This window comes from Hydrogenophaga sp. (assembly GCF_051860785.1).
Taxonomy (GTDB): Bacteria; Pseudomonadota; Gammaproteobacteria; order Burkholderiales; family Burkholderiaceae_C; genus Hydrogenophaga.
The window spans coordinates 25,869-51,813 of sequence record NZ_JBIMLB010000011.1 but is presented as its reverse complement, the minus strand read 5'-3'; the positions used below and the strand labels follow the sequence as shown (position 1 = coordinate 51,813).

Genomic DNA, 25,945 nt, shown 5'->3' with positions numbered 1-25,945 from the left:
TTCGCGTGAATGTCACGATTTTGACATGTGTCGAACGCGGCAAAGCCGCCCGAATCAGCGCAGAAAGTGCGTGCGGTAGTGTTCGAGTTCGTCGATGGACTCGTGCACGTCGGCCAGAGCCGTGTGCTTCTGGTGCTTCTTGAAAGCCTCATACACCTCGGGTCGCCAGCGCCTGGCCAGTTCCTTCAATGTGCTCACGTCCAGACAGCGGTAGTGAAAGAATGCCTCCAGCTTGGGCATGTACTTCACCATGAAGCGACGGTCCTGGCTGATGGTGTTGCCACACATGGGTGAGCCGTTCTTCGGCACGTATTGCGCGATGAACGCCAGCAGCGTGGCCTCTGCGTCGGCTTCGGTCACCGTGCTGGCCTTGACCTTGTCGATCAGCCCGCTGCGGCCATGCGTGCCCTTGTTCCAGTTGTCCATGGCACCCAGCACCGCGTCGCTCTGGTGAATCACCACCACTGGGCCTTCGATGCGCGGAGTGAGCTGTGGGCCGGTGATGATCACCGCGATTTCGAGCAAGCGCTCTTTCTCGGGGTCGAGACCGCTCATCTCGCAATCGATCCAGACCAGGTTCTGGTCGCTTTTGGGGAGGGTGGGGGCGTCGGACGCGGCGGGCACGGTGGCCGAGGAGGTGGCGGAGGTCATGGCGGGGATTTTCACCGATTCGATAGACTCGCTCCCATGGACACCGCCTCCCTCTCCTTCACCGCCCTTTTCTGCGCCCTGCTCGTGCTGGGCCTTTTCGTGCGCACGGTGCTGGCCAGCCGACAGATTCGCCACGTGGCGCGGCACCGTGGCGCCGTGCCCGCCGCTTTCAGCGACACCATCTCCATCACCGCGCACCAGAAAGCCGCCGACTACACCATCACCAAGTCGCGCTTCGGCCTTCTGGAGACGGCCATCGAAGCCGCACTGCTGCTGGGCTGGACGCTCCTGGGCGGCCTGGACTGGCTCAACCAGTCGCTGCTGGAAGCGCTCGGCCCCGGTATGGGACAACAACTGGCGTTGATGGCGGCCTTCGTGCTGATCGGGGGATTGATCACCTTGCCGCTGGGCTGGTACAGCACCTTCCGCATCGAAGAACGCTTCGGCTTCAACAAGATGACGCTCTCGCTCTGGCTGGGTGACCTGATGAAAGGCACGCTGATCGGCGCGCTCATCGGCCTGCCCATTGCCGCGCTGATGCTGTGGCTGATGGGCGCAGCCGGCTCCACCTGGTGGCTCTGGGCATGGGGCGCGTGGATGGCGTTCAACCTGCTGGCGCTGGTGCTCTACCCCACCGTGATTGCCCCGCTGTTCAACAAGTTCGAACCGCTGTCGGACGAAACCCTCAAGGCGCGGGTCAACGCGCTGATGCAGCGCTGTGGCTTCGCTGCCAAAGGGTTGTTCGTCATGGACGGCAGCAAGCGCAGCGCTCACGCCAACGCCTACTTCACCGGCTTCGGGGCGGCCAAGCGCGTGGTGTTCTTCGACACCTTGCTCCAGCAACTGAGCCCGGGCGAAATCGATGCCGTGCTCGCCCACGAACTCGGCCACTACAAGCGTCGCCACATCCTCAAGCGCATAGCGCTGATGTTTGCTTTGAGCCTCATGGGCTTCGCTCTGCTCGGCTGGGTCTCCGGCCAGGCCTGGTTCTACAGCGGCCTGGGCGTGACGCCCTCCATGGAGGCACCCAACGACGCATTGGCCTTGCTGCTTTTCCTCATGGTCGTGCCCTTGTTCACCTTCTTCCTCTCGCCCCTCATGGCGCAGCTCTCGCGCCGGCACGAGTTCGAGGCCGACGCCTACGCCAAGGCCCAGACCAGCGGCACCGACCTGGCCAGCGCGCTGCTCAAGCTCTACAAGGACAACGCCAGCACGCTCACGCCCGATCCGCTTTACGCCCGCTTCTATTACTCACACCCTCCGGCCAGCGAGCGCCTCACCCGCTTGCAGGCAGCCTGATCACCACCCCCTGCCCATGAATCCGATCCATCAAAACCGCCGCGCGCTTTCCGCCACCGAAATCGTCACCCAGCTGACCCAACTCAACGGCGACGTCGCCCAGGGCTGGAAGCTGATCGACGGTTCGCTGGAGAAGACCTACACCTTCGCCAACTTTCACGAGACCATGGCGTTCGTGAACGCGCTGGCCTGGATCGCACACCGTGAAGACCACCACCCCGACCTCGCGCTGGGCTACAGCCGCTGCACGGTGCGGTTCAACACGCACGACGTGGGCGGCATCTCCATCAGCGATTTCCATTGCGCGACCGCGGTGGACGCACTGCAGAAGGACTGATGGCCGATCTGCTGCCTGGTCTGGTGGTGGCCGCCCACGGGCGCCACTGTCTCGTGGAAAGCCCCGATGGCGAACGCCGCATCTGCCATCCGCGCGGCAAGAAGAACGCGGTGGTGGTGGGCGACGCGGTGCGATGGCAGGTCACTGGCGACGAAGGCAGCATCGAGCGCGTGGACGAGCGGCGCAACCTGTTCTACCGGCAGGACGAGATGCGCACCAAGTCGTTTGCCGCCAACCTCGACCAGGTGCTGGTGCTGGTGGCGGCCGACCCCGAGTTCTCCGAAAGCCAGCTCGCACGCGCATTGATTGCGGCTCAGGCCGAGCGCATCGACGTGCTGATCGTGCTCAACAAAAGCGATCTGCAACCCGCGTTCGATCGCGCCTGGGCCCGCCTCGCTCCCTACCGACGCATGGGTTGCACGGTGTTGCCCTTGCGGTTGAAGTCGGCCGACGGTTCGGAGGTCGGACTGGATGCGCTGCAGGATCGCCTGACCGGCAAACGAACCCTGGTGCTCGGCCCATCGGGTGTGGGCAAGAGCACGCTGGTGAACCGACTGGTGCCTGAAGCGCGGGCACAGACGGGTGAGATTTCGCGCGCACTCAATTCCGGCAAGCACACCACCACCAGCACCACGTGGTACTGGGTGGACGCGGCGCGCAGCACGGCCCTGATCGACTCGCCTGGATTTCAGGAGTTCGGCCTGAATCACATCGAGCCCATGCAGCTCGCCCACCTCATGCCCGACCTGAACGCCACCCTGGGCGAGTGCCGCTTCTACAACTGCACCCATCTTCACGAACCGGGCTGCGCCGTGGTGGCGCACGTGCAGGACGGCGATGCGCCGATGGCCATCAACGAGAACCGCTACCGCATTTACCGCGAGCTGTTCGAAGAGCTCTCGAACAAGCGCCGCTATTGAAGACTAAAGCCCGGCCAGCGTGAGCAGGGCGAGCAGCAGCATCCAGAGCACCACCGCGCGCCACACCAGGCCCACCACACTGCCCAGGTGCGCCAACTGCGGCTCGGGTCGACTGCCCGGATCACCTTCCTCGGGCAGCACCAGTGCGTCGGGTTGCGGCGCCAGCCGCACGTTGATCGCGCCAGAGGTGGCGGCCAGCACCACACCGTCGCTGCCCGGCGCAAAACGCTCGGCGTCACCGCGCCAGCTCGCCACGGCCTCCTCGAAGTTGCCAACGATGGCAAAACCCAGCGCGGTCAGGCGTGCAGGCACGTGATCCACCCAGCCCCATGCCTTTTCCGCCGCCAGTTGCAGCGCCACGCTGGGCGTGCCGTCCGGGCGCGCGCGCCAGTTGCGCGAGAGGTACTCAGCCAGGCGGTAGAACACCGCGCCCGAAGGCCCCAGTCCCACGGCCCAGAACACGACGAAACACACCAGCACGCCGAACACGTGGCGGTGCGCCGCGAGCACCGAATGCTCGATCACCTGGCGCAGCAACTCGGTGCGCGGCAGCGTGGAGGCATCCACGCGAAGCCAGGCGGCCAGCTTCTCGCGCGCTGCGATGTCGTTGCCTTCTTCCAGCGCCTGACGAATCTCGCTGAAGTGGTGGCTGAACTGGCGAAAGCCCAGCGTGACGTAGAGGATGCCCACCACCCACACGAACGCCAGCACCGGGCTGAATCGCCACAGACCCCAATAGATGAGACCGGCAAGCAGCGAAGGTACGCCCACTGCCAGCAGCCATGCCACCCAACCGTGGGAAGACTGCCCTGCATCAAGATTGCGCCGCACCATGCGTGCCCAACCGCGAAGACCGGCGTGAACAGGATTGTCGAAAGCCAGGGGGCGCGCTTGCTCCAGCAACAGGGCAATGAGAATGGCGAAGAAGCTCATGGCGCCATCATAGTGGCGCGTTCACGGCGAGGATCTGGATCAGGCTGTAAGAAGCCGATAGAAGTTGCGCAACATGCCGGCAGTGGCGCCCCAGATGAAGCGTTCCCTGTCGCCATCCTGGTAGGGCATCGAGTACCACTCGCGAACCACACCCTCGAAATCGTGCGCATGGCGGCGATGGTGCAAGGGGTTCATCAGGTAGGCCAGCGGCACTTCGAACACATCGTCCACTTCATGCGGGTTGGGCACGAGCTCGAAGCCCGGCTGAACCAGGGCGACCACCGGCGTGATGATGAACGCCGTGCCGGTGACGTACTCGGGCATGGTGCCGAGCACTTCCACATGGTCCGGCGGCAGGCCGATCTCTTCATGGGCTTCGCGCAACGCGGCGGCGATGGCATCGGCATCCTCCGGGTCGAGCTTGCCACCAGGCAGCGCGATCTGCCCTGCGTGAGTCGACATGCGCGCGGTGCGCTGGGTGAGGATCAGCGTGAGTTCGTCGCGCATGACCAGCGGCAGCAGCACGGCGGCCTGCGCAGGTGCCCGGTCGGCGAACTTGCGCTCGCGGTGCAGTTCGGGCGTCCACACCGGAGGATGGGTGAACAGATCGCGCAGACCTGCTGGTGTGAGGCGCTGCGCCTGCGCCGGATGGAGGATTTCGTCAGGCGCATCGGCCTGGATGGGCACGAGGCGCGGATCGAAGGCAGGCAGAAGCTGGGTCATGGAGCAGCGAGCATAGGCGGAACGCAAAAAAGCCGCTCCGGGGAGCGGCTTTTCTGGACCAGCATGGAGGCTTACGCGCCCAGCTTTTCGCGGATGCGGGCCGACTTGCCGCTGCGCTCACGCAGGTAGTACAGCTTGGCACGGCGCACGGCACCGCGACGCTTGACTTCGATCTTGGCGATCAGCGGGCTGTACAGCGGGAAGGTGCGTTCCACGCCTTCGCCGTTGGAGATCTTGCGCACGATGAAGCTGGAGTTGAGGCCACGGTTGCGGCGGGCCACCACCACGCCTTCGTAGGCCTGCACGCGCTTGCGCGTACCTTCGATCACGTTCACGCTGACGATCACGGTGTCGCCGGGGGCGAATGGCGGGATCACCTTGCCGAGGCGAGCAATTTCTTCCTGCTCAAGGGTCTGGATGAGGTTCATGATTTCCTGTTCATCGGTCATGACCGCGCTGCACTAAAGGCCGCGAATCCGGCAGGAGCCCTGTCCAACCTTCGCAGACGGGCTGCGGGGTTGCGGGCTGGCCCGGTCGCGGCGGCCGGTCAGAGGATCGAAAAGCCTTGGATTATAGCAAGCCCTGAGAACGCAGAAAAGCCTCGTCCGCCGGCTCGAGCAAACCCTGCTCCCTTGACCTCGCCAGGACGTCGGGGCGCTGACGTGCGGTGAGCAGGAGGCTTTGTTCACGCCGATGGCGAGCGATGCGCTCGTGGTGGCCTCCCAGCAACACTTCAGGCACCGATTGCGGGCCAGTGGGGCCCTGCCAGACCTCGGGGCGGGTGAAGTGCGGGCTGTCGAGCAAGCCGTCCAGCGCCGGGTTGAAGCTGTCCTGCTGGTGGCTGCCTTCGTCGTTCAGCACCCCCGGTTGCAGGCGCGCCACGGCATCCAGCAGGGCCATGGCGGCGATCTCACCACCCGAGAGCACGAAATCGCCCAGGCTGACCTGCAGGTCCACGCAGGCGTCGATGAAACGCTGGTCAATGCCCTCGTAGCGACCGCAAACCAGCACGGCGCCTTGACTGTCTGACCAGTTCGCCACGCCAACATGGTCCAGCTTGTCACCAATGGGGGAAAACAGGACCACAGGTGCACGCGCTGCCTCAGTCCCCCCCCGAGCCTCGCGCACCGCCTGCAGGCACCGCCAAAGTGGCTCGGCCATCATCACCATGCCGGGACCGCCACCAAAAGGCCGGTCGTCCACGCGTCGGTAATTACCTTCCGCAAAGTCGCGTGGATTCCAGAGGTGCACAGCCACCTGGCCGGACTCGAAAGCGCGGCGGTTGATGCCGTTCTGCAGAAACGGCGCGAACAGTTCGGGAAACAGGGTGATGACGTCGAAGCGCATGGGTGGGCCTGGATGCGGACGTCCCAGCCTCAATAGTCAGGCTGCCAGTCGACGGTGATCCTGCGTGTCGACTTGTCGACCTGGTCGATATAGGCGGCGACAAAGGGAATCATGCGTTCGGCCACCTGCGGCTCGCCATCCACGGTCTCGGGGTACTCGAGCACGAGCACCGAGTTCGGCCCGGTCGGCATGAGGTCGCGCACCACGCCGAGGTGCATGCCCTCGCGGTTGACCACGTCCAGGCCGATCAGGTCGACCCAGTAGTACTCGCCTTCTGGTGTGGCAGGAAAAACGCTGCGCGGCAGGTAGATGCGCACACCCTTCAGGGATTCAGCAGTGTTGCGGTCGTTCACGCCTTCGAGTTGCACCACCAGACCATCGGCGTGGGCCTTGACCTCGGCGACTTCGACGCCCACACATCCGGAAAATGCCGAAAAGCCGCGCGCGAAGCGGGCTTCGGGCGGCTGGAGGAACCAACGGGAGGAAGTGAGCAGCGCCTGCGTATCGGCGCTGTGCGGCAGGATGCGAACCCAGCCCTTGATGCCCCACGCGTCCTGGATGCGACCCAGCTCGATGGCGTCATCGGGCAGGGACGACGCCCGAAAGGTGCCGGACGCGGGGCTGGTCACCTTCGGTGGCGAAGGATCAGGCCGCAGGGGCCGTGGCAGCAGCGCTTTGCTTGACCAGGCGGGCCACCGTGTCGGACGGGGTGGCGCCGACGCTGGTCCAGTAGGTCAGGCGGTCCAGGGCGATGCGCAGGGGCTCTTCACCACCGCGGGCCAGCGGGTTGTAGAAGCCGATGCGCTCGATGAAGCGGCCATCGCGGCGGTTGCGCTTGTCGGCAACCACGATGTTGTAGAACGGACGGGCTTTTGCGCCGCCGCGGGAGAGTCGGATGACGACCATGATTTATCCTTCGGGTGGAGAGGTACCGAACTGGTACTTCACTGGGTTTTGCAACCCGCCTCGATCGCGGCGCCTGAGACACACGACTGACCACCCGGCCAGCGAAACGCCACGAAACCCGCGATTATAGCCCGTCTGGCCTTTCTGCCAGCCGCCTTCTTTTCACCGTCCGACGCCATGCCCCTCATACGCCCCAGCCGCGACGAAGACCTCGACGCGATGACCCGCATCTATGGCCACCATGTGCTCCATGGCACCGGCACCTTCGAGACCACCCCCCCGACCGTGGCCGACATGACGGCCCGCCGCGCCGACGTCCTGGCCAAGGGCCTGCCCTGGTTGGTGGCGGAAGACGCCGGCCAGGTGCTGGGGTTTGCCTATGGCAACTGGTTCAAGCCGCGACCGGCCTACCGTTTCTCCGTGGAGGATTCGATCTACATGGACCCGGCTGCGCACCGCAAGGGCCTGGGCCGCGCGTTGCTGGCCGAACTCCTGGCGGTGCTGGAGCGCACGGGCACCCGCAAGGTCATGGCCGTGATCGGCGACTCGAACAACGCCGGCTCCATCGGTGTGCACCGTGCACTGGGCTTCGAGACGGTGGGTGTGGTGCAGTCCTGCGGCTGGAAGTTCGACCGCTGGCTCGACATCGTGATGATGCAGAAGACCTTGGGCGCGGGCGACAGCACGCCGCCGAACGCCCCGGCATGAGCGCGTATCGCAGAAACAAGACGCTGGCCGTCTGGCTCGCGCTGATCTTCGGAGTGCTCGGCCTGCACCGCTTCTACCTGCGCGGCCTGGGCGACTGGGTAGGCTGGCTGCATCCCATTCCCGCTGCACTCGGCCTGTGGGGCGTGGACCGGGTGCTGCTGTACGGGCAGGACGACAAGCTCTCGTGGATCCTGATCCCGTTGCTGGGCATGACGGTGGCAGCGAGCTGCCTCATGGCGATCATCTACGCGCTGACCGACCGCGAGAAATGGAACCGCCAGTTCAATCCTGATCTCCCCCCAGATGCAAACCCTGGCGGCACGAACTGGCTGACCATCGGCGCCCTGGTGGCGGCGCTGCTCATGGGCACGGTTGCCTTGATGGGCAGCCTCGCGTTCGGCTTCCAGCGCTACTTCGAATACCAGGTGGAGGAAGGGCGCAAGATCAGCCAGTGAGTGCTCAGCCGATGTGCGCCATGAGCAGCATGACCATACTGAGCGTGAACAGGGCCAGCACGGTGGACAGGCCCATGCTGGCCGTGGTGATCTCCTGCGCAACTTCGTAGCGCTGGGCAAACAGGAACACGTTGGCGCCGATCGGCAGCGCGGCCACCACCACCAGCACGGTCAGCGGCACTCCGGTGATGCCCATGGCCCAGGCGCTTGCGCCGACCAGAATCGGCAGCACCACATTCTTTGACACACTGATCCACAGCGCCTGGCGAACGTGCCCCGCCATGGGCGTTCGCGCCAGCGTCACCCCCACCAGCACCAGGGCGATAGGGCCGAACGCACTGCCGAGCAACTGAAGCGGTCTGTCCACCACCGAAGGCAGGCTCCAGCCCGTCTGCGCGAACAGGAGGCCACAGAGGATAGGCAGCGGAATAGGATGGATCAGCGCGCCCTTGAAAGCCGACCACGCGGTGGCCAGCACGTGTGGCGCTCGCTCGCCGCCCGCACGGGCTTCACGCGCCACCGCCAGTTCGAGCACGATGGAACCCACGGTCAGCAGGATGAGCGCGTGCACCGACACCAGGGTGAGCACCGTCACAAGGCCAGCCTTTCCGTAGGCCAGTTCCACCAACGTGATACCGAGCATGACCATGTTCGAGAAAGTGCCGGCCAGGGCCATGACCACGCTGCGACGGTTGAAACCGCGCCACGCGATCGACACGCCAAGCAGCGTGAGCGCGGCCAGAAAGTACGCTGCCACGGGCAGCAGGTCGAGCTGCTCGAAACGCACCGCACTCATGGTGCGAAACAGCAGCGCCGGGATCAGCAGCAGGAACACCAGGTTGGACAGATCCTTGATGGAACTGTCGCGAATCCATTGCAGGCGACCGGCGAGAAAGCCGAGCGCGATGAGCAGGAAGACCGGGGTGAGGGAGGCGACGACGGGGTGTTGGGCGAAGTTCACCCGGGGATGTTACTCACTCCACCCCCACCGCCTCCGTGATGCGGTAGTACAGACCGTATTTGTCGTTCTGCAACACGTGGAACTTCCCCTCGACCACCACCGCGTCCAGCTTGTACTTCACCGGCTTGCTGGTGCGCACCTCCACCATGCTTTCAGGTCCGCCTGGCGTGCAGAACGAGCAGGTGAGCGGCACGGAGGCCAGGAGGAAGTGGCGCTGGTTCTCGCCGGGCTCGAGCGGCATCATGAAACCCTGCAGGCGCAGCGTCTTCTGGTTCAGCGCGTTCACCGCATCGGGGTACACCGGCACGATGCGCTTCTTCTCGACCTTGGTGGTGATGTCGGTCAGCGTGGACCACGCCACCACGTCGCCGCGTTTGGGCAAGGGTGCAAACGGACTGAGCGGGCTGTGCACGCCAGCGCCCTGCCCTTGCAGGTGCGGAGCGGCAGGCGCAGCCTGGGTGGCTGCAGCGCCAGGTGGCAGCGGTGAACTCAGCTGGGCCAACGCACCACCCGAGAGGCACAGGCAAAGAATCGATGCGACGGAGCGAAGAGATGTCATACGAAGAAAGGGACAGGGGACTCAGTGAGCATGGCGCATGCCGCAGTATTTGCCCAGGGCGAGACCTTTGCAAGCGGCCTGAAGTTCCTGCACACAGACCTTTTCGCCCTTGCCCGCTTCCAGGCACCTGGCCGCGCCTTCGTGCGCGGACGCGATGGCGCGGTGACGCGCAATGTCTTCCTTCGTTTCCTTGTCGGAGTGCTGGGCGAGGGCCGAGGTGGCCAGCAGCACGGCGGTAGCGAGGAACAGGAGCGGTTTTTTCATGGAGTTCACCTTGAAGTGTTGAGAAGGGAAGTGACATCGAGCCGATAAGCGCTGATCGCCGGCAACAGGGCCGACACCACCGCCACACCGAAAGCCAGCACAGGCACCCACCCCTCGGCGGGAACCCATTGCCAACCCGAGATGGCCAGCGAGTGCCGGGCCACCAACATCTGGCCCAGCAGGGCGGTAAGCGCGTGCGCGGCCAGCAGGCCGAGCGCGCAGGCCAGCAGCGCGAGCCAGAGCGCCTCGCACAGCAGCAGCGCACTCACGCGAGCCGGTGGCGCGCCCAGCATGCGCAGCATGGCGAGATCGCCCCGGCGTTCGCGCACAGCGCTCCAGAGCGCGATGAACACGGAGAGCCCCGCCACCGCGAGCAGCACCGCTGTCAGGCCGTGCAGCACCTGCGTGCCCACACCCACCATGGCGAGCAGGCGTGTGATCTCCAGCGCTGGCGCCGCCGCCTGCATGGACGTGGTCTCGTTGACGAAGCGCGGAAAGCTCACCGCTGCCATGGGCGTGCGGTAGCGGATCAGCGCCAGCGTGATTTCGCGTTCGTCCTGCAGCGCGGCGTCCAGTTCAGCGCGCTCGGCCTCGCTCATGCCCTCGCCTGCGTGCATGTCGTCGTGCACCCGCCAGACCGATTCGGTGGCGGTGAGGATGAGCCGGTCGAGCACACAGCCGCAGGGAGCCAGCAGGCCGGTGACGGTGTAGGGTGTCTCGCCGTGTGAAGCCCCGCCCACGCCCAGACCGTGCGCTCCTTCGAAAGCCTGCCCCAGCCGCAGCCCGGTGATGGCGGCCGCCTGCGCACCCAGCACCACCTCCAGCGGGCGCTGCCACCAGGCACCGCTGGCCAGTTGCGCGCCGTAGTGCGCGGGATAGTCGTGCGTGGTGCCGACGATGCGAAAGCCCTGAAGGTTGTCGCCGAGGCTCAGCGGAATGAGTTGGGCCACCTGAGGATGCTGTGCGAGCTTCCCGGCTTCGGCCAGCGGGATGTTTCCCGGCGGCACGTCGATGTGGAACACGCCGGCCAGGATGAGCTGCATGGGGCTGCCTTTGGCGCCCACCACCACATCGATGCCCGCCAGGTCGCGCTCGAAAGCACGCTCCACCTGATCCCGCGCGATCAGCACCATCGCCATGGACGCGAGCCCGAGTGTGAGCAGCAGCAGGTTCAGCGTGGTGGCCAGGGGGCGCGACCACAGGTAGCGCCAGGACAGGGTGGCGACGTTCATGCCCGGCGCTCCGGGCGCATCAGCGGCAACACCTGCGCCTGCGGCAGCGTCTGCCACACACGCGCATCGTGCGTGGCGATCACCAAAGTGGCCTCCAGCCGGGCTGCGCTATCTCTAAGCAAGCTCAGCGCCATGGCGCTGGCGTCATCGTCCAGGCTCGCCGTCGGTTCGTCGGCCAGGATCACGCACGGGCGCAACAACAAGGCGCGCGCCAGTGCCACCCGTTGCGCCTGCCCTCCCGAGAGTTGTGAAGGCCGGCGCGCGGCGAACGCTCCCACCTGCAAGGCATCCAGCGATCGGACGATGGCCGCTCGATCCAGAGGCAGCCCCGCCGCGAAATACACCAGGGCGAGGTTGTCGCTCACGCTGAGCGCATCGCTCAGGTGCAGCTTCTGCGGCAGAAAGCCCACGTGGCGCGCGCGCCAGGTGTCGCGTGCACCCGAGCGCAACACGCCGAGCGACTGGCCCGCCACCACCACCTCACCCGACGAAGGCATGAGCAAGCCCGCAGCGAGCGCGAGCCAGGTCGACTTGCCGCTGCCCGAAGGCCCGCGCAACAACAGCGTGCCGCCCTGAGGCACCACCACGTCCGGCAATGGCAGGGACTGCGCGTGTGGATAGGCATACGTGAGGCCACGGGTCTCGATCACGCGATGCCCTCCGCCAGGTCATTCGGCGTCACACAACTGGCGCAGGTGCCGTGAATCGATACATCCAGGCGCCGCCCCTGGTGGCCCAGCCGGGCCAGCGCCTCGAACAGATCGCGCGTCACCGCGCGGGTGGGCTCGCCGGCGTCCGACAGTTCGAAGCGCCGATGGCAGGTGTCGCACTCGAAGCGCGGACCGGCGCCATCGGTTTCGGCCAGGGTATCGCCGGTCGGCGCCAGGCTGAAACGCCAGATGCGCTGCTCGTCGGCTTCGCGCCGCAACACACCGCAGACGGCGAGGCGGTCCAGCAAGCGGTAGAGCGTGACGCGATTGAGATCCAGGCCTCGCGCGGTGAGCGCGGCCTGTGCCTGGGCATGAGTGAGGCGACTGCGAGGCCTGGTCAGAAACAGGCCCAGCACCGCTCGCGTGGCCAGCGTGCGGCGCAGGCCCGCCCGCTCCAGTCGCGACTGCACCTCGGGCGGAACGCCCGTGAGCTCCCTGGCAAGACGAGATGACATGGCTCCTTCTCCTCTAATGCAACACAGTTGCGATAGAGAGGCGATGTTAACGCAATCCAGTTGCGCTACGAAACGCCATGACTTTTTCTGAATCCAGTGCACACCTGCGCTGCGTATCTCCTGTAGCCGCATCGGCTTCAACCCCTCAAGGAGACTTCATGATCACCAAGACCCTCAGCAAGACCGTTCTGGCCCTGGCCATCGGCACCGCATCCCTCGGCGCGTTCGCGCAAGTCATGGTCGGCGGCGCGCCGATGCTGGCCAGCAAGGACATCATCGACAACGCCGTGAACTCCAAGGACCACACCACGCTGGTCGCCGCCGTCAAGGCAGCCGGTCTGGTTGACACGCTCAAAGGGCCTGGCCCGTTCACCGTGTTCGCACCCACCAATGCCGCCTTCGCCGCACTGCCTGCAGGCACCGTGGACACCCTGCTCAAGCCGGAAAACAAGCCCATGCTCACGGGCATCCTGACCTACCACGTGGTCGCGGGCAAGTGGGACGCAGCGGCCATCAGCAAGATGATCGCCGACGGCAAGGGCATGGCCTCGATCAAGACCGTGGCCGGTGGCACGCTGGTGGCCAAGTCGGCCGGCGGCAAGGTCACGGTGACCGATGAAAAGGGTGGCGTGGCCACCGTCACCATCGCCGACGTCTACCAGTCCAACGGCGTGATCCACGTCGTGGACAAGGTGCTGCTGCCGAAGTAAGCCACCCAGAATCTGCAAGACCTACTTCGCCAGCCGGGCGAAGGTCTTGCGGAATTTCGCCACCTTGGGCGCGGCCACCGCCATGCAATAACCCTGGTGCGGGTTGCGCTCGAAGAAGTCCTGGTGGTAGTCCTCCGCCGGCCAGTAGTTGTCCAGCGGTTTCACCTCGGTGACGATGGGCCTGCCGAAGGCGTTGTCCTTCGTGAGTTCATCGATCAGCGCCTGCGCCACCTGCTGTTGCTCGGGCGTGGTGAAGTAGATGCCGCTGCGGTACTGCGTGCCCACGTCGTTGCCCTGGCGGTTCAGCGTGGTCGGGTCGTGCACCACGAAGAAGATTTCAAGGATTTCTCGCGTGCTGATCTGCTGCGGGTCGTATTCCAGCCGCACCACTTCGTTGTGACCGGTGGTCCCGGTGCACACCATTTCGTAGCTCGGCTGTTTCACCTGTCCGTTGCTGTACCCGGACTCCACATCGGTCACGCCCTTGACGCCCACGTACACCGCCTCGGTGCACCAGAAGCAGCCGCCACCCAGCACCAGCACCTGTTTGTCGCTCATTGCATCGCTCCAGAAACTTCAGCCCACCGAATGTACCGACTGCGCGGCCGCGCGCACGACCGCCAGGAATGCCCCCAGCGCGGCCTGGTCTCTGTCGGTTTTCCAGAGGCAGTGCGTTTCGTAGGGCGCCGTGTCTGAATCCAGCGGCACGAACACCGCGCCAGGCAGGTTGGCCTGTTGCAGTGCGGCCGGCACCAGCGCCACGCCCAGCCCCTGCGCCACCAGCGAAACCACGCTGAGCCAGTGGCGCAGTTCGTAGCGCACCTCTGGCGAAAAGCCTGCGTCGGCGCACAGGCCGAGGATGCGCTCGTGGTAATCGGGCGAGACAGCGCGCGAGATCATGGCGAAAGGCTCACCCTGCAGCGCGTGCAATGCCAGCCGCTTGCGCCGCGCCATGTTGTGCCCCACCGGCAGGCAGGCCACAAACGGCTGTCGAGACACCAGGATCTGCGAAAAGCCCGCCGGCACCCGCGTGGTGTGCACGAAGCCCACATCCAGCCGCTCGTGCATCAGGTCGATGAGCTGGTCGCTCGAACTGAGTTCGCGCAGGTTAAGGCGCAGCTTGGGGTGCTCGGCGGCGAAGCCCTTGAGCATCTGCGGCAAGCCCCGGTAAAGCACGGTGCCGGCAAAGCCGATCTGCAGGCTGCCCACCAACCCTTGCGCCACCTCACGCGCCTCCCGGGCGGCCTGGCCCGCCTGATCGAGCAGCGCGCGCGCCGCAGGCACGAACGCCTGCCCCGCCGCCGTGAGTTGCACACCGCGGCTGTTGCGGATGAACAGCTGCGCTCCCACCGAGGCTTCGAGTTGCTGGATGTTGAGAGAGAGCGGCGGCTGCGTGATGGACAGGCGCTGCGCCGCGCGGCCGAAGTGCAACTCTTCGGCCAGCACCAGGAAATAGCGCAGGTGGCGGAATTCCATGAATATGTTTTCTGGATCAATGGATACACGGACGATATTAGACAAGTATGCATGCGAGGTCGACAATCGGCCTATTCACCGATAGGAGACCACCCATGCTTTCCCCCACCAAGGCCAAAGCCAGCTTCAGCTGGGAAGACCCGTTCCACCTGTCCCAGCAACTCAGCGATGACGAACGCCAGGTGATGGAGGCCGCACGCGCTTACTGCCAGGAACGCCTGCTGCCCCGCGTCACCGAAGCCTTCCGCCACGAGAAGACCGACCCGGCCATCTTTCGCGAGATGGGCGAGCTCGGCCTGCTGGGCGCGACGATTCCCGAGGCCTACGGCGGTGCCGGCCTGAACTACGTGTGCTACGGCCTGGTGGCGCGCGAGGTGGAGCGCGTGGACTCAGGCTACCGCTCCATGATGAGCGTGCAGAGTTCGCTGGTGATGGTGCCGATCAACGAGTTCGGCACCGAGGCACAGAAGCAGAAGTACCTGCCCAGGCTGGCCACGGGTGAGTGGATCGGCTGCTTCGGCCTCACCGAACCCAACCACGGTTCCGACCCCGGCAGCATGGTCACGCGCGCGAAGAAGGTGGCCGGTGGCTACAGCCTCTCTGGCGCCAAGATGTGGATCACCAATTCGCCCATCGCCGATGTGTTCGTGGTCTGGGCCAAGGACGACGAAGGCGCCATCCGAGGCTTCATCCTGGAAAAGGGCATGAAGGGCCTGAGCGCTCCGGCCATCCACAGCAAGGTCGGCCTGCGCGCCTCCATCACCGGCGAGATCGTGATGGACGGTGTGTTCTGCCCAGAGGAAAACGCCTTCCCCGACGTGCGCGGCCTCAAAGGCCCGTTCACCTGCCTCAACAGCGCGCGTTACGGCATCGCCTGGGGTGCTCTGGGTGCGGCCGAAGATTGCTATTTCCGCGCCCGCCAGTACGTGCTGGATCGCCAGCAGTTCGGCCGCCCACTGGCCGCCAACCAGTTGATCCAGAAGAAGCTGGCCGACATGCTGACCGAGATCAGCCTGGGCCTGCAGGGCTGCCTGCGCCTGGGCCGCATGAAGGACGAAGGCACCGCGGCGGTGGAGATCACCTCCATCCTCAAGCGCAACAGCTGCGGCAAGGCGCTGGACATCGCTCGGCTGGCGCGCGACATGATGGGCGGCAATGGCATCAGCGACGAGTTCGGCGTGGCGCGCCACCTGGTGAACCTTGAGGTGGTCAACACCTATGAGGGCACGCACGACGTGCACGCGCTCATCCTCGGACGCGCCATCACGGGCATCGCCGCCTTCTCCTGATATGGGGCCCGCCGGCTTTACCGGCGGTCCATCCAGCGGCGTGGGGCCATGGGTTATATTACTAACCCGCCGGTCATTAAATCCATATCCATGCCAACCCCACCTACGCCCACCGATTCCGACGCCGAGCCGCGCCAGCGCCGCGCCCGTCGCAAGGAAGCGCGCCCGGGTGAGTTGCTGGACGCTGCGCTGCAGCTCTTCGTAGAAAAGGGCTTTGCCGCGACCCGCGTGGAGGAAGTCGCCGCGCGCGCGGGCGTTTCCAAAGGCACGCTGTTCCTCTACTTCCCCAGCAAGGAAGAGCTGTTCAAAGCCGTGGTGCGCGAGAACATCGCCGGGCGCTTCACCGAATGGAACGAGGAACTGCAGCAGTTCAGCGGCGGCAGCGTCGAGCTGGTGCGTTACTGCATGCACACCTGGTGGGAGCGCATCGGCATGACAGCGGCGTCAGGCATCACCAAGCTGGTGATGAGCGAGGCGGGCATGTTCCCCGAGATCGCTGCGTTCTACCAGCAGGAGGTCATCACGCCGGGCCACGATCTGCTGCGCCGTGTCCTGCAGCGCGGCATCGACCGCGGTGAGTTCCGGCCCCTTCAGCTGGAGTACGCGGTCTACAGTTTGATTGCGCCCATGATTTTCCTGCTGATGTGGAAGCACTCCATGGCGCCGTGCTGTCCCGCGTCCGAACAGATCGACCCGATCGGTTTCATCGACAACCAGGTCGATCTGTTGTTGCACGGCATGCTGTTGCCGACCGCATCGGCCTGAATTTTCACTCCTCCTTGCTTCGGCCATGACTCCTCCACGCGCGCGCTCCACCTGGATCAAATGGTTGCTGCTGGCTCTGCTGGTGGTGGGCATCGGCCTCGGGCTGGTGCGCGCACTGGACAAGCGAAAGACGCAAGCCGCCGAGGCGCGAACGGCCGCCGAGGCGATGCAGAAAGCGCCCGTGTACACCTTGGCGGCCAGCGACGTGGTGATCGCCCAATCGCTGGAGCTCACACAGACCGTTGGCATCTCGGGCTCGGTCGCCGCCTTGCAGAAGGCCTCCGTGAAGGCGCGCACCGCGGGTGAAATCCAGGGCCTGAGCAAGCGCGAGGGCGACGAGGTGAAGGCCGGCGAAGTGCTCGCGCGCATCGACAGCACCGAAGCCCAGGCGCGCGTGCGCCAGGCCGCGCAGCAGGCGGAGTCGGCGCAGGCGCAGGTAAGCATCGCCAGGCGCACGATGGACAACAACCAGGCGCTCGTGCGCCAGGGCTTCATCTCCGCCACCGCACTGGAGACGTCCACCAACAACCTGTCCGCCGCCGAGGCCAACCACCGCGCTGCGCTGGCCGCACTGGACATCGCGCAGAAGGCCCTTGCCGACACCACGCTGCGCTCGCCGCTGAGCGGGCAGGTGTCGGCGCGGCTGGTGCAGAACGGCGAACGCGTGGGCATCGACACGCGCGTATTCGACGTGGTGGATCTCTCCGCCTTTGAAATGGAAGCCGCCATCTCACCCGCCGACGCGGTGACCGTGCGCGTGGGCCAGACTGCGGTGTTGCGCGTCGAGGGCCTGCCAGAACCCGTACCGGCCACGGTCTCACGGATCAACCCCAGCGTGCAGGCGGGCAGCCGCAGCGTGCTGGTGTACCTGCGGGTGCCGGCAGCACCGGGCATGCGCCAGGGCCTGTTCGCACAGGGCCATCTGGCCACGGGTTCCGTGAAGGCGGTCGCTGTGCCGGCCTCGGCCGTGCGCAACGACAAGCCACAACCCTACATCCAGTTCATGCGCGAAGGCTCGGTGGTGTACCTCACCGTCTCTGGCGGCGCCACCGGCCTGCGCGGCAGCGAGCCCATGCGCGAGATCGCCGGCCTCGCCGAGGGCACGCAGGTGCTCGGCGCGCAGGCGGGCCTGATCCGCGAAGGCACGGCCGTGAAGCTGGCCACTCCCTGAACGACCGCCATGTGGTTCACCCAGGTCTCGCTGCGCAACCCGGTCTTCGCCACCATGGTGATGATCGCGTTCGTGGTGCTGGGCCTGTTTTCGTTCCAGCGCCTGCAGGTCGACCAGTTCCCCAACATCGATTTCCCCGTGGTGGTGGTCCAGGTGGCCTACCCGGGGGCATCGCCCGAAATCGTGGAGTCCGAGGTCACCAAGAAGGTGGAGGAAGCGGTCAACGCCATCGCTGGCGTGAACACGCTCACCTCGCGCAGCTACGAAGGCCAGTCGATCGTCATCATTGAATTCCAGCTCACGGTGGATGGCCGCAAGGCGGCCGAGGACGTGCGCGAGAAGATCGCCATCCTGCGCCCGGTGTTCCGCGACGAGGTGGAAGAGCCGCGCGTGCTGCGATTCGACCCGGCGAGCCGGTCCATCTGGTCGGTGGCGGTGATTCCCGAAGCGGTGAATGGCAGGACGCCCAGCGCGGTCGAGCTCACCACCTGGGCCGAGCAGGTGTTCAAGAAGCGGCTGGAGAACGTGCGCGGTGTCGGCTCGGTCACGCTGGTCGGACCCACGCGGCGCGCGATCAACATCGACCTGGACCCCTCGGCCATGGAAGCGCTGGGCGTGACCACCGAGCAGATCAACACCGCCGTGCGCAACGAGAACCAGGACCTGCCGGTGGGCACGCTCAAGACCGGCGAGGCCGAGCGCGTGGTGCAGGTACTCTCTCGCCTGGAGAACCCGCAGGACTTCGAGAACATCATCGTGGCGCGCCGGGGCGGCCAGGCGGTGCGCCTGGGGCAGGTGGCGCGCGTGAGCGACGGCACGCAGGAAGTGGAAAGCCTGGCGCTCTACAACGGCCAGCGCACGCTGCTGCTGCAGGTGCAGAAAGCGCAGGACGAGAACACCATCGCGGTGACGGACGGGCTCAAGGCCGCCGTGGCGGCACTGGGCGCGGAACTGCCACCCGGCATGCGGCTGGAGCAGATCGCCGACGGCTCGCGACCGATCCGTGTCTCGGTGGACAACGTGCGCCGCACGCTGATCGAAGGCGCGCTGCTCACCGTGCTGATCGTCTTCCTGTTCCTGAACTCGTGGCGCTCCACCGTCATCACCGGGCTCACGCTGCCCATTGCCCTGATCGGCACCTTCTTCTTCATGAACCTGTTCGGGTTCACCATCAACATGATCACGCTGATGGCGCTCACGCTCTCGGTGGGCCTGCTGATCGACGACGCCATCGTGGTGCGCGAGAACATCGTGCGCCACGTGCAGATGGGCAAGACGCCCTACAACGCCGCCATGGAGGGCACGCAGGAGATCGGCCTGGCCGTGCTGGCCACCACGCTGTCCATCGTGGCGGTGTTCCTGCCCATTGGCTTCATGGGCGGCATCATCGGCAAGTTCTTCCACGAGTTCGGCATCACCATGGTGGCGGCCGTGCTCATCTCGATGTTCGTGAGCTTCACGCTCGACCCCATGCTGTCTTCGGTGTGGCACGACCCGGAGATCGAGAAGCACGGCGAAGGCACCGGACCCAAGTCGTTCTACGACAGAACGATCGGCCGCGTGACGGGCTGGTTCGACCGTTTCCAGGACGACCTGGCCGACACCTACCAGGGCACGCTCCGCTGGTCGCTCAAACACAAGCTCACCACGCTGGCGCTCGCGCTATCCACCTTCGTCGGCAGCCTGGCCATCGTGCCGCTGCTGGGCACCGAGTTCGTGCCCACGGCCGACTTCTCCGAGACCTCGCTGAGTTTCAACACCCCAGTGGGTTCCTCGCTCGAAGCCACCGAGGCCAAGACACGGCAGGTCGAGGCCATCCTGCGCGAGTTTCCGGAGGTGAAGTACACGTTGTCCACGCTGAACACCGGCAACGCGCAGGGCGCCATGTACGCCAGCGTCTACGTGCGCCTGGTCGACCGCAAGGAGCGCACGCTCAGCGCCAACCAGATGGCGGCACGACTGCGCGATCGCCTGCGCAGCGTGCCCGGTATCACCGTGACGCACGTCGGCCTGCTCGACGCGGTAGGTGGCAACAAGCAGGTGGAGTTCTCGCTGCAGGGTGACGACCTCGCCGAGCTCGAGCGCCTCACGCAGACCGTGATGGAGCGCATCCGCCCCATCGTGGGCCTGGTCGACCTGGACGCCAGTGTCAAGCCCAACAAGCCCACGGTGGACGTGAAGATGAAGCGCGACCTGGCCTCCGACGTGGGCCTGAACGTGGCCGCTGTCAGCGCCAGCCTGCGCACGCTGGTGGCCGGTACCACGGTGGGCAACTGGCGCGCCGCCGACGGCCAGAGTTACGACGTGAACGTGCGGCTGGCGCCGGGTGAACGCGAGCGCACCAGCGACCTCGCCAGCCTGCCCTTCATGGTCGGCACCGCTGCCGACGGCACGGCGCGGGTGGTGCGCCTGGGCCAGGTGGCCGACGTGGTGGACGCCACCGGCCCGAACCAGATCAACCGGCGCAACCTCAACCGAGAGGTGGCCATCAACGCCAACGTGTACGGGCGCTCGGCAGGAGAGGTGTCCGGCGAGATCCGCCAGGTGCTCGACAGCATGGCGTTCCCGCCCGGCTACCGCTACGAGTTCGGCGGTTCCACCAAGAACATGCAGGAGTCCTTCGGTTACGCGCTCTCCGCGCTGGCGCTGGCCATCATCTTCATCTACATGATCCTGGCGAGCCAGTTCCAGAGCTTCCTGCAACCGCTCGCACTCATGACCTCGCTGCCGCTCACACTCATTGGCGTGGTGCTCACGCTGCTCATGTTCGGCTCCAGCATGAGCATGTTCTCGGTCATCGGCATCGTGCTGCTCATGGGCCTGGTCACCAAGAACGCCATCCTGCTGGTGGACTTCGCCATCCGTGCGCGCGAGGGCCGCGCTGGCGGCCCGCCGGTGGACCGCGAATCGGCTCTTCTGCTGGCCGCGCGCGTGCGGCTGCGCCCCATCCTCATGACCACGCTGGCCATGGTGTTCGGCATGGTGCCACTGGCCTTCGCGCTCACCGAAGGTTCCGAGCAGCGCGCGCCCATGGGCCAGGCCGTCATCGGCGGCGTCATCACCTCTTCATTGCTCACCCTGGTGGTGGTGCCGGTGGTCTATTGCTATATGGATGACCTGGCCGCCTGGTTCCGCCGCCGCCTGGGACTGGCGCCAGCTTACCCAGCCCCGGCGGGCCCCACTCCTTAAAATCCCGCGCTGATCCGCCCCTCGAATCACCCTTCAACCGAGTCGATCCCATGACCACATCCAACACCCAAGCCGCCACGAACATGAGCCAGGCCCGTTTCAACATGATCGAACAGCAGATCCGCCCCTGGGAGGTGCTGGACGGCCAGGTGCTGGAGCTGCTGGGCCGCGTGCACCGAGAAGACTTCGTGCCCGCCGCACACAAGGCCCTGGCTTTTGGCGACCTGGAACTGCCCCTGACCCACCCTGCGGTGGACGGCGAGGCGATGCTCGCGCCGCGGGTCGAGGCCCGCCTGCTGCAGGACCTCGCGCTCAAACCCACCGACAAGGTGCTGGAGGTGGGCACCGGCAGTGGCCACATGGCTGCTTTGCTGGCCAGCCTGGCGCAGAGCGTGGTCTCCCTCGAGATCAACCCCGCGCTGGCCAACACCGCGCGCCAGAACCTGAAGACCGCGGGCATTCAGAACGTGGACGTGCGACAGGCCGATGCGGCCGACAATGGTTTTGCTGCGTGCACCAGCCTCGGCCCTTTCGACGCCATCGTGCTCAGCGGTTCGGTGGCCGAGGTGCCGCCCGCCCTGCTGGCCCTGCTGACCCAGGGCGGCCGCCTGGCCGCCATCGTCGGTTTCGAGCCCATGATGCGCGCCACCATCGTCACGCGCACTGGCGATGCGGCGTTCCAGACCGCGCAGCCCTGGGACACCGTGGCACCGCGCCTGCGGAACTTTCCCGCACCGTCGAGCTTCCGCTTTTGATCCGCCTCTCACACCCGACTTCGACATGAAAGCCATCCACCCCGCCCAGCTCCAGGATTGGTTGCAACTCGCCGAGCCCAGCACCGTGCCCGTGGTGCTCGACGTGCGCGAACCCTGGGAACTGCAGACCGCGTCCGTCAGACCCGATGGCTTCGACCTGGTGACCATGCCCATGCGAAGCGTGCCGGAGCGCTATCTGGAACTGGACCGCGCTCGACCCATCGCCTGCCTGTGCCACCACGGTGCGCGCAGCGCGCAGGTGGCGCAATTCCTGCTGCAGAACGGTTTCACCGACGTGGTCAACATCCACGGCGGCATCCACGCCTGGTCGCAAGAGCTCGACCCCGCTGTGCCGGTGTACTGAAAACCTCATTGCCCTGCATCGCACCGCCTTGTCTCAAAGGACTCTCCATGAACGCCCCGATCGCCCTGCCCTCTACCGCCCGACCCGACCCGGCCTGCCTGCCCTCCGCCGCACGGCGCTGGGGGCGCTGCTGGTGCTCGGTGCTGCCACGAGCGCGCAGGCCCAGAGCCTGGTGGAACTGTTCGATGCCGCGCAGGGCTTTGATGCCACCTACCTCTCGGCGCGCTCGCAATACGAAGCCGACCTGTCGCGTGCAGCCCAGGCCCGCGCGGGCCTGCTGCCGCAGGTGGGCCTGGCGGCAGCAGCCAGCTGGGCGCGCCGCGACAGCAGTGTCAACGCGCTGGATGCCACAACCAACAGCCAGAGCACCGGCGTCACTGCCAGCCAGCCGCTCTACCGTCCTGTGAACAAGCTGGTCGATGAACAGGCCCAACTCTCCATCGACGTCGCCAGGGCCCGCCTCACACAGGCCGAGCAGGACCTGATCCTGCGCACCTCGCAGGCCTACTTCGACGTGCTCGCCGCGCAGGACACACTGACCTTCGTGCAGGCGCAGAAGACCGCGGTGGCCGAACAGCTCGCCGCTGCCAAACGCAACTTCGAGGTCGGCACCACCACCGTGACCGACTCGCGCGAGGCGCAGGCACAGTACGACCTCGTGCTGGCAAGGGAAATTGCGGCCGAGAACGACCTGCGCGTGAAGAAGCTGGCACTGGACCAGCTCGTGGGCCGTCCCGGTGTCACACCCAGACCCCTGATCGCACCGGTGGCGTTGCCCGAGCTGTTGCCGGCCGATCCGCAGGCCTGGGTGAATCTGGCCGATGAAACCCACCCCGCCATCCTGCAGGCAACACGCGGTCTGGAGATCGCAAGACTGGAGACCGCCAAGGCCGAAGCCGGGCACAAGCCCACCGTCGACCTGGTGGCCCAGTACCAGGTGGGCCGCGCGCCCGCCAACGTCGCGACCATCCCGGGCAACGTGCGCTCCAACAACGCCAGCGTCGGTGTCCAGCTCAACATGCCGCTGTTCGCCGGCTATTCGATCCAGAACCGGGTGAAGGAAACCCTGTCGCTGGAAGAGAAGGCCCGCACCGACCTGGAAGCAGCGCGGCGCGTGGTGAACCTGAACACGCGCAGCGCCTTCCTGGGGGTGGTCTCGGGCCAGGGTCAGGTGAAGGCGCTGGAAGCGGCCGAGGCGTCGAGCCAGAGCGCGCTGGATGCCAACCGCCTCGGTTATCAGGTCGGCGTGCGCATCAACATCGACGTGCTCAATGCGCAAAGCCAGTTGTTCCAGACCAAGCGCGACCTGGCGCAGGCGCGCTACAACGTGTTGCTTGGCAGCCTGCGCCTTCGTCAGGCCAGCGGCAAGCTGGCACCCGAAGACCTGCGACCCGTGAATTCGCTGCTGGCGCCCTGAGGCTTTTCTCAGGCCTGGGCGACGCTGGCAGCGATCTCGGAGAACGTGGCCTCATCGGGCCGCGGCAGATCGCCGGCCTCCACCGCGCGCACGTACTGCAGCCGCATGCGGATCTGCAGCTCACCCCGGTTCTTCTTGAGCAGCGGCACGCCCATCAGGCCGATGGTGGCGTAGCAGAACGACGAGTGGAAGTTGCGTTTCGCCGTGACCGTCTCGATGTGCAACATCGCCCGCGCGCGCCAGGTGGCGTCGCGTTCGCCCGCGTCCAGCAGCTCGTCGCGCTCGTGTTGCTGGTGCAGGTCGGTGTAGGCGCCGTACTCCAGCGTCTTGACGACGGCCTCCACGGGTTGCTGCGCGATGGCCTGGAGCAGTCGATCGCGCGAGAAGATGCCTTCGCTGGGCACGCCCGCCGCGAAAAGGCGGCGTGAAAAGCCACGTTCGCCCCGGCGCACGGTGAGGTACTTGTTGCTGGTGGCCACGTACTCGTTCCAGTAGTCCAGGAACGCCGGCGAGCCCAGCACGGTGCGCTTGATGTGGAAGAAGTACGAAAGAAAAATACCCGCGTGCTCGGACTCGGGTTGCGGGTGGTCCACGTGGCGCAGGGCACCCACGAAGCCTGCATGCGATCGCTCCATGGCCGCCAGCATCGTCTCGTTCTCGCTCAGCGGGAACCAGACGCTGTCGTTGAGGATGACGAGATGTTCCGGCGACACCGACCAATGCCAGAGCAGCCGGATGCCATCGCGGTAGCCGCCGAAGTCGTAGCCGAAGTTGGGGCGCTCAACGAAGCGCCATACGCAGGAGCCCAGGGCCTGCTGGTCCTGCGCAGACACCGGCGCGTTCGAGACCAGCAACACCGCGTAGCCGCGCCGGGCCAGGTGCCGGCAGGTGGCCAACACCGAGGCCGCCATGCCCTTCGGCTGGTACACCAGAAAGATGGCCACCTTGGGCGTGAGCGGTGCGGCGCCGTTGAGCACGCGGTAGTCCGACGGGAACCGGGCATCGAGGCGGCGCTGGCGCGCGGGGCCGATGAGTCGCTCGGGCAGAGACTGGATCTGCTGGCGCAGCGTCTCCAGCTCGCGTTCGATCTTCCAGCGTGGAACCATGCGCGTCACCTCACGGCCGCAGGCGATGCCGCGCTGCGCCAGCCGGCCAGCAGCAAGGGCAGCATGGACGCAAAGAAGTGCCGTTCGGTGGTCACCCAGAATGGCCCGTTGATGAAGCTGTCGACCAGCAGGATGGTCAGGAAGGCCACCGCCAGCAGCCTGTAGCGCCCCTGCTGCGACAGGCCCGCCACCAGCGCGCGCTGCAGCAGCCAGGCGTAAGCCAGGACGCCGATGACACCATGCTCGGCAGCGAAGAAGAGGAACTGGTTGTGCGGGTGCACGCATGAAATCGCGCACTGCCCGGCGTCGTTGTAGAACTGCAGCGAATACATGCGGTAGCCGCCGGTGCCGTGCCCCCAGATCGGGCTGGCCAGGAACATGTCCCAGGCGTTCTTCCACATGTCCAGCCGCGCACCGATGGAGGTGTTGACCACGCCACCGTCAAGGTACTGGCCGAACTCGGTGAAGGCGGAAAGGATGCGCTGCCGCAGCAGGGGCGATGAGGCAAACAGCACCACCATGAGCAGCAGCACGGCGGCCAGGGATCGCCAGCGCCAGACCACCGGCGCTGATACCAGCGCGAGCGCGCAGAACATGGCCAGCAGCACCGCCTGGCCGGTGCGCCCCTGCAGCAGGTGGGTGATGCTGAACACGGCAAATACCGTCACCACAGACCACGCCACACGTGCGGCGCGCCCCCGGGCCTCCATCGCGTAAACCACCGAGAGCGCAGTGAAGAACGACATCGCCAGGCCCTGCGCGATGTAGTCGTTGAAGATGTTGTGGCTCACGCCGAAGCCACGCTGGTGGGAGTCCGACCAGGGCACCTGCACCCAGACGTTGGCGTAGGTCGACACCAGGGTGATCAGCGAACCCACCGCGAAGGCCGCCAGCGCCCGGCTCTGCCAGCGTGGCTCGTGCAGCAGCGTGAGCAGCATCAGCATCATGGGAAACTTGCTGTACACGTAAAGGTGCTTGCCCATGATGTCGTGTGGCGCTTCGGTATACACCATGCCCACCAGCACCAGGGCGAACAGCAGCAGACTGGGCAGCGTGATCGGGTGGTGACGGATCAGCGACCACTTCTCGGCATAGCGACCCGAGAGCGGCCAGCACACCAGGATGAGCAGCACCGAGATGTTGACCAGTGCGATCGAGGTGGGCGCACCCAGCAGCAAGGCCACGGCGGCCCACCGGGCGGTCACATCCATCGAGGACTGGAAGCGGTGCAAAACCGAGGGAA

General features: G+C 66.0%; 30 protein-coding genes. 13 read left to right on the top strand and 17 right to left on the bottom strand.

Translation table 11 applies throughout. From position 1 onward, the window contains the following. Positions 1–54: 54 nt before the first annotated feature. Positions 55–651, bottom strand: coding sequence for an oligoribonuclease (gene orn / locus ACTIF6_RS15395; protein ID WP_439588800.1), 597 nt, complete (start codon positions 649–651; stop codon positions 55–57). Positions 652–687: 36 nt separating this feature from the next. Here orn and ACTIF6_RS15390 point away from each other — a divergent pair, with 36 nt between their 5' ends. Genes ACTIF6_RS15390 through rsgA form a run of 3 tightly spaced genes read left to right on the top strand, consistent with a single transcriptional unit; the run spans position 688 to position 3,207 of the window. Beyond that, on the top strand, positions 688–1,950 hold the full coding sequence (locus tag ACTIF6_RS15390; RefSeq protein ID WP_439588799.1) for a M48 family metallopeptidase: 1,263 nt from the start codon (positions 688–690) through the stop codon (positions 1,948–1,950). 16 nt (positions 1,951–1,966) lie between these two features. Next, positions 1,967–2,287: a 4a-hydroxytetrahydrobiopterin dehydratase gene (locus ACTIF6_RS15385; RefSeq protein WP_439588798.1), complete on the top strand. Its 321-nt coding sequence runs from the start codon at positions 1,967–1,969 to the stop codon at positions 2,285–2,287. After that, entirely contained in the window at positions 2,287–3,207 is a 921-nt protein-coding gene (rsgA, locus tag ACTIF6_RS15380; protein WP_439588797.1) for a ribosome small subunit-dependent GTPase A, read from the top strand. Before ACTIF6_RS15385 ends, rsgA begins: the two co-directional genes overlap by 1 nt. Before the next feature lie 3 nt (positions 3,208–3,210). Here the strand turns inward: rsgA and ACTIF6_RS15375 are convergent, their stop codons facing one another. The 6 genes from ACTIF6_RS15375 to rpsP all read right to left on the bottom strand — a co-directional run bounded on the left by ACTIF6_RS15375 (position 3,211) and on the right by rpsP (position 7,116). Next, positions 3,211–4,140 (bottom strand): CobD/CbiB family protein, encoded by a 930-nt coding sequence (locus tag ACTIF6_RS15375; RefSeq protein ID WP_439588796.1) that lies wholly within the window; start codon positions 4,138–4,140, stop codon positions 3,211–3,213. 39 nt (positions 4,141–4,179) lie between these two features. Then, on the bottom strand, positions 4,180–4,863 hold the full coding sequence (locus ACTIF6_RS15370; RefSeq protein WP_439588795.1) for a CoA pyrophosphatase: 684 nt from the start codon (positions 4,861–4,863) through the stop codon (positions 4,180–4,182). A gap of 71 nt (positions 4,864–4,934) precedes the next feature. Then, positions 4,935–5,291 carry a 50S ribosomal protein L19 gene (rplS, locus tag ACTIF6_RS15365; RefSeq protein WP_086123134.1) on the bottom strand — a complete coding sequence of 119 codons (357 nt, stop codon included), beginning with the start codon at positions 5,289–5,291 and terminating at the stop codon, positions 4,935–4,937. A 142-nt stretch (positions 5,292–5,433) separates the two neighbouring features. After that, the gene (gene trmD / locus ACTIF6_RS15360) at positions 5,434–6,210 is read right to left on the bottom strand and encodes a tRNA (guanosine(37)-N1)-methyltransferase TrmD (RefSeq protein WP_439588794.1); all 777 of its coding nucleotides are present in this window, start codon (positions 6,208–6,210) and stop codon (positions 5,434–5,436) included. Between the two features lie 29 nt (positions 6,211–6,239). Beyond that, positions 6,240–6,839 carry a ribosome maturation factor RimM gene (gene rimM / locus ACTIF6_RS15355; RefSeq protein WP_439588793.1) on the bottom strand — a complete coding sequence of 200 codons (600 nt, stop codon included), beginning with the start codon at positions 6,837–6,839 and terminating at the stop codon, positions 6,240–6,242. A 16-nt stretch (positions 6,840–6,855) separates the two neighbouring features. Next, the gene (gene rpsP, locus ACTIF6_RS15350; protein ID WP_439517290.1) at positions 6,856–7,116 is read right to left on the bottom strand and encodes a 30S ribosomal protein S16; all 261 of its coding nucleotides are present in this window, start codon (positions 7,114–7,116) and stop codon (positions 6,856–6,858) included. Positions 7,117–7,293: 177 nt separating this feature from the next. Between rpsP and ACTIF6_RS15345 the strand changes: the two genes are divergently transcribed. After that, positions 7,294–7,824, top strand: coding sequence for a GNAT family N-acetyltransferase (locus ACTIF6_RS15345; protein WP_439588792.1), 531 nt, complete (start codon positions 7,294–7,296; stop codon positions 7,822–7,824). After that, positions 7,821–8,279 carry a TM2 domain-containing protein gene (locus tag ACTIF6_RS15340; RefSeq protein ID WP_439588791.1) on the top strand — a complete coding sequence of 153 codons (459 nt, stop codon included), beginning with the start codon at positions 7,821–7,823 and terminating at the stop codon, positions 8,277–8,279. Before ACTIF6_RS15345 ends, ACTIF6_RS15340 begins: the two co-directional genes overlap by 4 nt. 4 nt (positions 8,280–8,283) lie before the next feature. On the opposite strand, the gene ACTIF6_RS15335 is transcribed toward ACTIF6_RS15340, so the two are convergent. From ACTIF6_RS15335 to ACTIF6_RS15310, 6 genes are read right to left on the bottom strand one after another with little or no spacing between them, the layout of a single operon-like run. Then, positions 8,284–9,240 (bottom strand): AEC family transporter, encoded by a 957-nt coding sequence (locus ACTIF6_RS15335; protein WP_439588790.1) that lies wholly within the window; start codon positions 9,238–9,240, stop codon positions 8,284–8,286. A 13-nt stretch (positions 9,241–9,253) separates the two neighbouring features. Next, positions 9,254–9,799, bottom strand: a complete 546-nt coding sequence (locus tag ACTIF6_RS15330; RefSeq protein WP_439588789.1) for a DUF3299 domain-containing protein — start codon at positions 9,797–9,799, stop codon at positions 9,254–9,256. Positions 9,800–9,820: 21 nt separating this feature from the next. Next, positions 9,821–10,063, bottom strand: a complete 243-nt coding sequence (locus ACTIF6_RS15325; protein ID WP_439588788.1) for a hypothetical protein — start codon at positions 10,061–10,063, stop codon at positions 9,821–9,823. A gap of 5 nt (positions 10,064–10,068) precedes the next feature. Next, a complete protein-coding gene (locus tag ACTIF6_RS15320) occupies positions 10,069–11,295 on the bottom strand; it encodes an FtsX-like permease family protein (protein WP_439588787.1) in 1,227 nt (408 codons plus the stop codon). Continuing rightward, positions 11,292–11,945: an ABC transporter ATP-binding protein gene (locus ACTIF6_RS15315; protein ID WP_439588786.1), complete on the bottom strand. Its 654-nt coding sequence runs from the start codon at positions 11,943–11,945 to the stop codon at positions 11,292–11,294. The genes ACTIF6_RS15320 and ACTIF6_RS15315 overlap by 4 nt, the downstream gene beginning before the upstream one ends. Beyond that, positions 11,942–12,460, bottom strand: a complete 519-nt coding sequence (locus ACTIF6_RS15310; protein WP_439588785.1) for a Fur family transcriptional regulator — start codon at positions 12,458–12,460, stop codon at positions 11,942–11,944. Before ACTIF6_RS15310 ends, ACTIF6_RS15315 begins: the two co-directional genes overlap by 4 nt. A 158-nt stretch (positions 12,461–12,618) precedes the next feature. Between ACTIF6_RS15310 and ACTIF6_RS15305 the strand changes: the two genes are divergently transcribed. Next, complete coding sequence (locus ACTIF6_RS15305) at positions 12,619–13,170, top strand: fasciclin domain-containing protein (protein ID WP_439588784.1); 552 nt, start codon at positions 12,619–12,621, stop codon at positions 13,168–13,170. Positions 13,171–13,191: 21 nt separating this feature from the next. On the opposite strand, the gene msrA is transcribed toward ACTIF6_RS15305, so the two are convergent. Continuing rightward, on the bottom strand, positions 13,192–13,728 hold the full coding sequence (gene msrA / locus ACTIF6_RS15300; RefSeq protein ID WP_439588783.1) for a peptide-methionine (S)-S-oxide reductase MsrA: 537 nt from the start codon (positions 13,726–13,728) through the stop codon (positions 13,192–13,194). 18 nt (positions 13,729–13,746) lie between these two features. Further along, a complete protein-coding gene (locus ACTIF6_RS15295) occupies positions 13,747–14,646 on the bottom strand; it encodes a LysR family transcriptional regulator (RefSeq protein ID WP_439588782.1) in 900 nt (299 codons plus the stop codon). A 95-nt stretch (positions 14,647–14,741) separates the two neighbouring features. Here ACTIF6_RS15295 and ACTIF6_RS15290 point away from each other — a divergent pair, with 95 nt between their 5' ends. The 7 genes from ACTIF6_RS15290 to ACTIF6_RS15260 all read left to right on the top strand — a co-directional run bounded on the left by ACTIF6_RS15290 (position 14,742) and on the right by ACTIF6_RS15260 (position 23,596). Next, positions 14,742–15,935, top strand: coding sequence for an acyl-CoA dehydrogenase (locus ACTIF6_RS15290; RefSeq protein WP_439588781.1), 1,194 nt, complete (start codon positions 14,742–14,744; stop codon positions 15,933–15,935). 90 nt (positions 15,936–16,025) lie between these two features. Next, positions 16,026–16,700, top strand: a complete 675-nt coding sequence (locus tag ACTIF6_RS15285) for a TetR/AcrR family transcriptional regulator (RefSeq protein WP_439588780.1) — start codon at positions 16,026–16,028, stop codon at positions 16,698–16,700. A gap of 25 nt (positions 16,701–16,725) precedes the next feature. After that, complete coding sequence (locus tag ACTIF6_RS15280; protein ID WP_439588779.1) at positions 16,726–17,871, top strand: efflux RND transporter periplasmic adaptor subunit; 1,146 nt, start codon at positions 16,726–16,728, stop codon at positions 17,869–17,871. Between the two features lie 9 nt (positions 17,872–17,880). Further along, on the top strand, positions 17,881–21,060 hold the full coding sequence (locus ACTIF6_RS15275; protein ID WP_439588778.1) for an efflux RND transporter permease subunit: 3,180 nt from the start codon (positions 17,881–17,883) through the stop codon (positions 21,058–21,060). 50 nt (positions 21,061–21,110) lie between these two features. After that, positions 21,111–21,815, top strand: coding sequence for a protein-L-isoaspartate O-methyltransferase family protein (locus ACTIF6_RS15270; protein ID WP_439588777.1), 705 nt, complete (start codon positions 21,111–21,113; stop codon positions 21,813–21,815). A gap of 25 nt (positions 21,816–21,840) precedes the next feature. Then, positions 21,841–22,179, top strand: coding sequence for a rhodanese-like domain-containing protein (locus tag ACTIF6_RS15265; protein ID WP_439588776.1), 339 nt, complete (start codon positions 21,841–21,843; stop codon positions 22,177–22,179). A gap of 94 nt (positions 22,180–22,273) precedes the next feature. Next, entirely contained in the window at positions 22,274–23,596 is a 1,323-nt protein-coding gene (locus ACTIF6_RS15260; protein ID WP_439588902.1) for a TolC family outer membrane protein, read from the top strand. Between the two features lie 8 nt (positions 23,597–23,604). Here ACTIF6_RS15260 and ACTIF6_RS15255 read toward each other — a convergent pair whose 3' ends face one another. Continuing rightward, positions 23,605–24,702, bottom strand: a complete 1,098-nt coding sequence (locus ACTIF6_RS15255; protein WP_439588775.1) for a rhamnan synthesis F family protein — start codon at positions 24,700–24,702, stop codon at positions 23,605–23,607. Positions 24,703–24,707: 5 nt separating this feature from the next. Then, entirely contained in the window at positions 24,708–25,913 is a 1,206-nt protein-coding gene (locus ACTIF6_RS15250) for an O-antigen ligase family protein (RefSeq protein ID WP_439588774.1), read from the bottom strand. Between the last annotated feature and the right edge of the window lie 32 nt (positions 25,914–25,945).

Bases quoted from the DNA above. Each gene is read 5' to 3' on its own strand.
- rsgA (WP_439588797.1), top strand. From the start codon at position 2,287: ATGGCCGATCTGCTGCCTGGTCTGGTGGTGGCCGCCCACGGGCGCCAC.
- ACTIF6_RS15340 (WP_439588791.1), top strand. From the start codon at position 7,821: ATGAGCGCGTATCGCAGAAACAAGACGCTGGCCGTCTGGCTCGCGCTG.
- ACTIF6_RS15330 (WP_439588789.1), bottom strand. From the start codon at position 9,799: ATGACATCTCTTCGCTCCGTCGCATCGATTCTTTGCCTGTGCCTCTCG.
- ACTIF6_RS15375 (WP_439588796.1), bottom strand. From the start codon at position 4,140: ATGAGCTTCTTCGCCATTCTCATTGCCCTGTTGCTGGAGCAAGCGCGC.
- ACTIF6_RS15275 (WP_439588778.1), top strand. From the start codon at position 17,881: ATGTGGTTCACCCAGGTCTCGCTGCGCAACCCGGTCTTCGCCACCATG.
- ACTIF6_RS15255 (WP_439588775.1), bottom strand. From the start codon at position 24,702: ATGGTTCCACGCTGGAAGATCGAACGCGAGCTGGAGACGCTGCGCCAG.
- ACTIF6_RS15390 (WP_439588799.1), top strand. From the start codon at position 688: ATGGACACCGCCTCCCTCTCCTTCACCGCCCTTTTCTGCGCCCTGCTC.
- ACTIF6_RS15270 (WP_439588777.1), top strand. From the start codon at position 21,111: ATGACCACATCCAACACCCAAGCCGCCACGAACATGAGCCAGGCCCGT.
- ACTIF6_RS15320 (WP_439588787.1), bottom strand. From the start codon at position 11,295: ATGAACGTCGCCACCCTGTCCTGGCGCTACCTGTGGTCGCGCCCCCTG.
- ACTIF6_RS15370 (WP_439588795.1), bottom strand. From the start codon at position 4,863: ATGACCCAGCTTCTGCCTGCCTTCGATCCGCGCCTCGTGCCCATCCAG.
- orn (WP_439588800.1), bottom strand. From the start codon at position 651: ATGACCTCCGCCACCTCCTCGGCCACCGTGCCCGCCGCGTCCGACGCC.
- msrA (WP_439588783.1), bottom strand. From the start codon at position 13,728: ATGAGCGACAAACAGGTGCTGGTGCTGGGTGGCGGCTGCTTCTGGTGC.
- ACTIF6_RS15290 (WP_439588781.1), top strand. From the start codon at position 14,742: ATGCTTTCCCCCACCAAGGCCAAAGCCAGCTTCAGCTGGGAAGACCCG.
- ACTIF6_RS15280 (WP_439588779.1), top strand. From the start codon at position 16,726: ATGACTCCTCCACGCGCGCGCTCCACCTGGATCAAATGGTTGCTGCTG.
- ACTIF6_RS15385 (WP_439588798.1), top strand. From the start codon at position 1,967: ATGAATCCGATCCATCAAAACCGCCGCGCGCTTTCCGCCACCGAAATC.
- ACTIF6_RS15250 (WP_439588774.1), bottom strand. From the start codon at position 25,913: ATGGATGTGACCGCCCGGTGGGCCGCCGTGGCCTTGCTGCTGGGTGCG.
- ACTIF6_RS15265 (WP_439588776.1), top strand. From the start codon at position 21,841: ATGAAAGCCATCCACCCCGCCCAGCTCCAGGATTGGTTGCAACTCGCC.
- ACTIF6_RS15325 (WP_439588788.1), bottom strand. From the start codon at position 10,063: ATGAAAAAACCGCTCCTGTTCCTCGCTACCGCCGTGCTGCTGGCCACC.
- ACTIF6_RS15285 (WP_439588780.1), top strand. From the start codon at position 16,026: ATGCCAACCCCACCTACGCCCACCGATTCCGACGCCGAGCCGCGCCAG.
- ACTIF6_RS15295 (WP_439588782.1), bottom strand. From the start codon at position 14,646: ATGGAATTCCGCCACCTGCGCTATTTCCTGGTGCTGGCCGAAGAGTTG.
- trmD (WP_439588794.1), bottom strand. From the start codon at position 6,210: ATGCGCTTCGACGTCATCACCCTGTTTCCCGAACTGTTCGCGCCGTTT.
- ACTIF6_RS15310 (WP_439588785.1), bottom strand. From the start codon at position 12,460: ATGTCATCTCGTCTTGCCAGGGAGCTCACGGGCGTTCCGCCCGAGGTG.
- rplS (WP_086123134.1), bottom strand. From the start codon at position 5,291: ATGAACCTCATCCAGACCCTTGAGCAGGAAGAAATTGCTCGCCTCGGC.
- rpsP (WP_439517290.1), bottom strand. From the start codon at position 7,116: ATGGTCGTCATCCGACTCTCCCGCGGCGGCGCAAAAGCCCGTCCGTTC.
- ACTIF6_RS15305 (WP_439588784.1), top strand. From the start codon at position 12,619: ATGATCACCAAGACCCTCAGCAAGACCGTTCTGGCCCTGGCCATCGGC.
- ACTIF6_RS15345 (WP_439588792.1), top strand. From the start codon at position 7,294: ATGCCCCTCATACGCCCCAGCCGCGACGAAGACCTCGACGCGATGACC.